At 66.9% G+C, this 5,334-nt stretch carries 4 protein-coding genes and 2 pseudogenes; all 6 read right to left on the reverse strand.

The annotated features are described in order from the left end of the window. Window positions 1-313 (reverse strand): annotated as a pseudogene (locus ACOJVU_RS03905) (hypothetical protein); the annotation flags it as partial. 31 nt (window positions 314-344) lie between these two features. Further along, window positions 345-1,595, reverse strand: a complete 1,251-nt coding sequence (locus ACOJVU_RS03910) for an MlaD family protein (RefSeq protein ID WP_421528583.1) — start codon at window positions 1,593-1,595, stop codon at window positions 345-347. Then, window positions 1,592-2,836, reverse strand: a complete 1,245-nt coding sequence (locus ACOJVU_RS03915) for an MlaD family protein (protein WP_421528584.1) — start codon at window positions 2,834-2,836, stop codon at window positions 1,592-1,594. Before ACOJVU_RS03915 ends, ACOJVU_RS03910 begins: the two co-directional genes overlap by 4 nt. Beyond that, a complete protein-coding gene (locus ACOJVU_RS03920) occupies window positions 2,833-3,969 on the reverse strand; it encodes an MCE family protein (RefSeq protein ID WP_421528585.1) in 1,137 nt (378 codons plus the stop codon). Before ACOJVU_RS03920 ends, ACOJVU_RS03915 begins: the two co-directional genes overlap by 4 nt. Continuing rightward, window positions 3,966-5,018: an MCE family protein gene (locus ACOJVU_RS03925; protein WP_421528586.1), complete on the reverse strand. Its 1,053-nt coding sequence runs from the start codon at window positions 5,016-5,018 to the stop codon at window positions 3,966-3,968. The genes ACOJVU_RS03920 and ACOJVU_RS03925 overlap by 4 nt, the downstream gene beginning before the upstream one ends. 37 nt (window positions 5,019-5,055) lie before the next feature. Then, window positions 5,056-5,334 (reverse strand): annotated as a pseudogene (locus tag ACOJVU_RS03930) (mammalian cell entry protein); the annotation flags it as partial.

The raw sequence follows: 5,334 nt of genomic DNA on the forward strand, positions 1-5,334 counted from the left end.
GGTGTTCCTGCCATTGCTTCCAGCCCAGGAGGCCGGACACCGCAAGGGAGGCGACGAGCAACACCGGCAGCGTGCCGCGACGCAGGTAGTGGCGCCATGGCCGCTTGAGCCGGTTGGCCTTGTCGCCGTTGGCAGGGAAGGGCTCGCCGTCCTCCTCGCTCGCCTCGTTGTCCGGCTCGGCGTCCTCGGCCACGGCATCATCAGGCTCGGCGTCCTCGGTTGCGACGTCATCAGGCTCGGCGTCCTCGGTTGCGGCGCCGGGCTTGTCGTCCTCGGCATCGGTGTCGAGTTCGTTCTCGGTCGTCGTGGCCATCGTCATCTCCTTGGCTGGACGGGTGTCGGTCTCAGTGCGGTGGTTCTATCGGCAGCACCGGGCCGCCGTACGGGGTGGGAATCGTGTAGCGGCCCTTCGGCGTCGGGTCGGTTCTGCGTCCCAGGTCCGCCCCCGGCGGCGGGCCCGCGGTGTCGTCGCCGGCCGGGCGCGGCGCGTTCTTGGCCCCGCGGATCTCGACGGCGGGGTCGTCGTCGCGGCAGTAGGTGTACATGAAGGGCTCGGGGTAGTCGGCGTTGGAGGGCGCGAACGCCGGTGTGCCGTAGTCGCACGCGTAGCGCGGGTACCAGTCGGCGGTCGCCCAGATCCCGTGGTCGTGAATCGTGCTGGCCAGGGCGTCCAGCACCGATCCGCGATAATCGGGGAACAGCGCGTTGAGTGCCGGCACCCGCAGGTAGAGCAGCTGCGCGCTGCTGGCCGCGCTGGCCAGCAGTTGCACCATCGTGTCGGAGTTGTCGGCGAACAGGCTGTCGACGGCCGCGAGGGCGTGCGGCGCCCGCTGGATCACACGGCGGTATCCGCCCTGCATCCGGGCGACACCGGCCAGTGTGCGATCCAGGCCCGCGGTGGTTGCTGGCAGGCCGGCGTTCTTGTCGGCCGCCAGGGTCAGCACCACCCGGCTGGTCTTGATGATGCTGGTGGTTTCGGGCAGTACGGAATCAAGCGTCGACAGCAGGAAGGTGCCGCCGTCGACGATGTCGGCCAACTTGTGCGGGCCCTGTTTGGTCAGGCTCAGTTCCTTCTTGATCAGCTCCATCTTGCGGGGGTCGACCTGTTCCAGCATGCCGTCGGCGTCGGCGAGCAGCTGCGCCATGTTCAGCGGAACGGTGGTTCGGTCCAGGCCGATCACGCTGCCGTCGTGCAGATAGGGTCCGGCGTCGGATTCCGCCTCGAAGTTCAGTGACTGCTCGCCGGCGGCAGACAGCTCCACCACGTGGGCGACGCTGGACGCCGGGATCTGCACGCTTGAGGTGATGGTTGCCACCGCATTCACACCTCTGTCGGTGAGGTGCAGCGCCTGGACGTGCCCGATGCGCACGCCGCGCAGCGCGACGTCCTGATCGGGCAGCAGCCCACCGGAATCCGGCAACTGCACGGTGACCCGATACGACGATGCGAACGGGGTCACCCGCAACGCGCCGGCCAGCAGGTAGGCGGTCGCGAGGACCAGTGTCAGCGCCAAGCCGGCCACCGAGAGCCACGTCTGCCGCCGGTGTCCCGCCCGCACCACGCGGACGAGCGCGTCGGCGGTCGTGGCGATCATGGCCGTGGTCCCGGGCCGGGGACCGGTGGGGCAGGGGCGGGGACAGGGGCGGGGGCAGGCGCGGGCACGATCGCCCCCGGCACGTTCGGGTCCGGTATCACCGGCAGCTGCGGTGAGTTCGGTCCGCGCCCCACGACGCGTTCCTGGAGGCGCCACAACGTGTATTTCAACGAGCCGATGAACTGGTTCCAGTTGTACCGGTGCGGTCCGTGCAGCCCGATGTCGCCGCCGAACCCGATGTCGGGGATCGATCCGAGCACCAGCCGGTCGACGCTGCCTGCGCCGGCGACCGCGAATCCCGACGTCGACTTGATCAGCGGGGGAAGCATCCGGTTCAGCGGCAGCCAGCTGGTATCCGGGCTCACCGCGACGTCGTTGAAGGCTCCGGCGAGCGTGTTCAGGTCGCGGATCATGCTGCGGCCGCTGGTGTCGGTACCCCCGACCGAGGGGAACCTGGCCAGCAGCCGAGCAGTGTCGCCGGCTTGTACGGCCAGGTCGGACAATTCGGTGGTGTTGGCGGCCAGGGCGTCGGTGCCGGGGCCGGCGGCCGCCATCAGGTCGGTGATGGTGCTCTCTTTGGCGTCGATTTCGCCCGCGAGGCGCGACATCTCGGTCATCGCGGTCGACATCTGCTCGGAGCGGGAATCCAGCGTGCCCAGCAGCCGATTCGACTTACGGATAAGGCCCGCCAGCGCCTGACCCCGATCACCCGTGGCCCTCCCGAACCCGTTGATGATGTTGGTGAAGTTGCGCACCGCTCCGCCGTTCACCAGCACGGCTGCCGAGCTCAGCAGCGACTCGACCGTCGCGGACGCCGCCGTGGATCCCAGGCCGATGGTGTCGCCGTCGCGCAACATGGCTGCGTTCGGTTGGGTCGCCGGTGGTGGCTGTACCGCCACGAACACGTCGCCCAGCGGTGTCGCGGTGCGCAATTCGGCCCTACTGCCCAAGGGCAGTTGAACCCCGGCGCTGATGCGCAGCGTGGTCACCGCGGTGTAGTTGCGGACAACCATGGACTCGACCTTGCCCACGTCGGCGCCGGCGAGCTTCACCTTTGCCTTCGACGGCAGGTTGAGCGCGTTGGCGAAGATCGCGGTCAGCCGATACCCTGCAGAACTCACGCCGGGGGCCGGAAGGGGAACGCTGGCAAGCCCGTTCGTGGCGCAGCCGGAGCTGACGACTGCCGTGGCCGCGATGATCGCGACGATGGCGGGGGCGCGTGTGCGGCGTGCGGTCGTCATTTCTGCCCCATCGCCGCCATGCCGTCCAGCACGTAGGTGAGCCCGAAATCGGGTCCGAAATCCTGCAGGGTCCCGGTGCTGCAGCCCAATTGCCGCAGGCCCATCAGATTGCAGATCTCCTTGGCGTATTGGCCGTCGAACAGGATCCTGTCGATCAGGGCGTGCCCGCGCACCGAACCGTTGGCCTGGTCGATGGCGTTGTAGGCGTTGTCGGCCACCATCGGTGCCAGGTCGAGCAATTCGGCGAGCTCGCGCCGATTGTCCGTCGCCGTCTTGGCCAGGGTGCTGCCGTTGAGAGCGGCCTGTCTGATGCTGTCGCGGTGGGCGTCGAGCAGATCGGCAGCCTGCTGGACCAGCTGGTCGAGCCTCTTCCCGGTGGCGCCCGTTCCGATCTCCTCGTCGTCGAGGACCTGGCTGGCCAGATGGATGGTGGACGCGAATTGCCGCAGCTTGGCGTCGTTGGTGGCCGCCGCCTGCAGCAGCGAGCTGACGTTCTTGACGATCGTCGTGATCTGTTCCCGCGTCTGCACGCCGCCGTCGCTGCTCAGCCGCATCGCCTCCGACAGCTCGCCCAGTGCTTTCTTCATGTTCGTGCCGTTGCCGTCGACGATCGCCGCACTGCCGTCGATCGCGTCGGCGAGGGGACCTCCGCCGTGGCCGTCACCTTCGAGCGACTTGGTCACCCGGTCCAGAACCCGCAGGACCCTGCTGAATTCGACGGGCGTCTTGGTGCGCGTCAGGCCGATGGTGTCGTGGTTTTCCAGGACCGGCCCACCCCGGTAGGGCGGGGTGAGCTCGATCTGTCGGTCGGTGAGGATGGACGTGGACACGGTGACGGCCTGAGCGTCGGCGGGGACCTTGACGTCGCGGTCGACGGTGAACTCCACTTCGACGTAGCCACCCCGCGGCCTGATCTTGGCGATCTTGCCCACCGGCATTCCCAGTACCGCCACCACGTTGCCCTCGTAGAGGCCTGACGCGCTGTCGAATTGGGCCGTCACGGTGATCGGATCCTGCTTGGCGCCGAAGTACCGCCACCCGACGCCGACCGCTGCGAGCACCGCGGCGACGGCGGCCGCGACAGCGGCGATCCTGATCCTGGCGCTGTTCCTGGCGGCCCTGTTCCCGGTCACTTGCAGTCCTTGAAGTACGGGATCATCCCGAACTGCTCGGCGCGACCGCTGATTGCGCACATCCACGAGTCAACCAGCGCGCCGCCGGACACGGTGAAGTTGATGGCGTTACCGTCCCCGCTCATGTTGGCGACCTGACGCAACATGACGGGGCTGACCTGCAGCATGTTGCGCAACAGATCGTCGTGTTGGGCGATGATGTCGGTCATGTCGCGGGTATCGTTGATCAGCGAATCCAATTCCGGGCGGTCGTTGATGATGATCTTGCTCATGATGTCGACCAGATTCGTCAGGGACCGCATCATCGCGTGGAAAACGGCGCGCCGGGCGACGAATTGGCCCAGCAGGTCCTGTCCCTGGTTGACCAGGTTGCCGACATTGGCCTGCTGACGACGCAACGTGTTGGTGACCTGCTCGGTGCTCTTGAGCAGCTGGCCCAGTTGATCGCGCCGCCGGGCGATGATCGACGACAGGGTGTCGATGTTCGCCATGGCCTCGGGTACCACCGCGGGCATCTTCTCCAGTTGTTTGCCGAGCAGGGCCAGCGACTGCGCGAACCTGTCGGAGTCCACCTGCTCGAAAGTGGTTGTGGCGTCCTTCAATGCGGCCTGCAGATCGTACGGAACCGAGGTGTGCGCCAAGTCGAATGTGGCGCCCGGTAGCGAACCGGGACCACCCGGTTCCACCGCGAGATAGCGCGAACCGAGAATGGTGGCCACCTTGATGACGGCTTTCGACTGTCTGCCGAGCACGATGTCATCGCGGATCTTCAAACCCGCTTCGACGTGATCGCCGGCGAGTCTCATGCTGCTGATCGTGCCGACCGGTATTCCTGCCACGGTGATCGGATTCCCGACCCGCAGCGACGCAGCCTGCAGAAACTCCGCCGTGTAGTGCCGGTAGCCCATCCCGAGCGTATGTACGGCCACCATCGTCCCGATCACCACCGCGACCACCGCGACGGCGATGAAACCAAGCCACGTCTTGTTGTAACTTTCCAGCGCGCGCGCCTGCCGTCGCTTCACTCGGCGGTACCAGCGATCAGCCATCGGGGAATCAGCCATCGGGGAATCAGCCATCGGGGAATCAGCCATTGTGCCTGCACTTGGGGGTGTGCATCGCTTTGTTCCCTGGCGTGGCGGCGTCGACGATGATCGGCACGACGTCGTTGAGGCCGGGGAAGAATCCGAACAGATTCACGTCGCATCCGTAGCCGTTGCCGTAGGCGCCCTGGTTACCCATCCGGGTGAGGCCCTTGAGAACCAGCGGAATGTTGTCAGCGAAGAAACCCACCTGCGGCTCGACGCTGAGCAGGTGCCGGACGAAACCGGGCTTGCGTTCCATGAGTTCGGCGAACGACGGGTA

The sequence above is a fragment of the Mycobacterium sp. THU-M104 genome (assembly GCF_049197365.1).
Lineage (GTDB): Bacteria > Actinomycetota > Actinomycetes > Mycobacteriales > Mycobacteriaceae > Mycobacterium.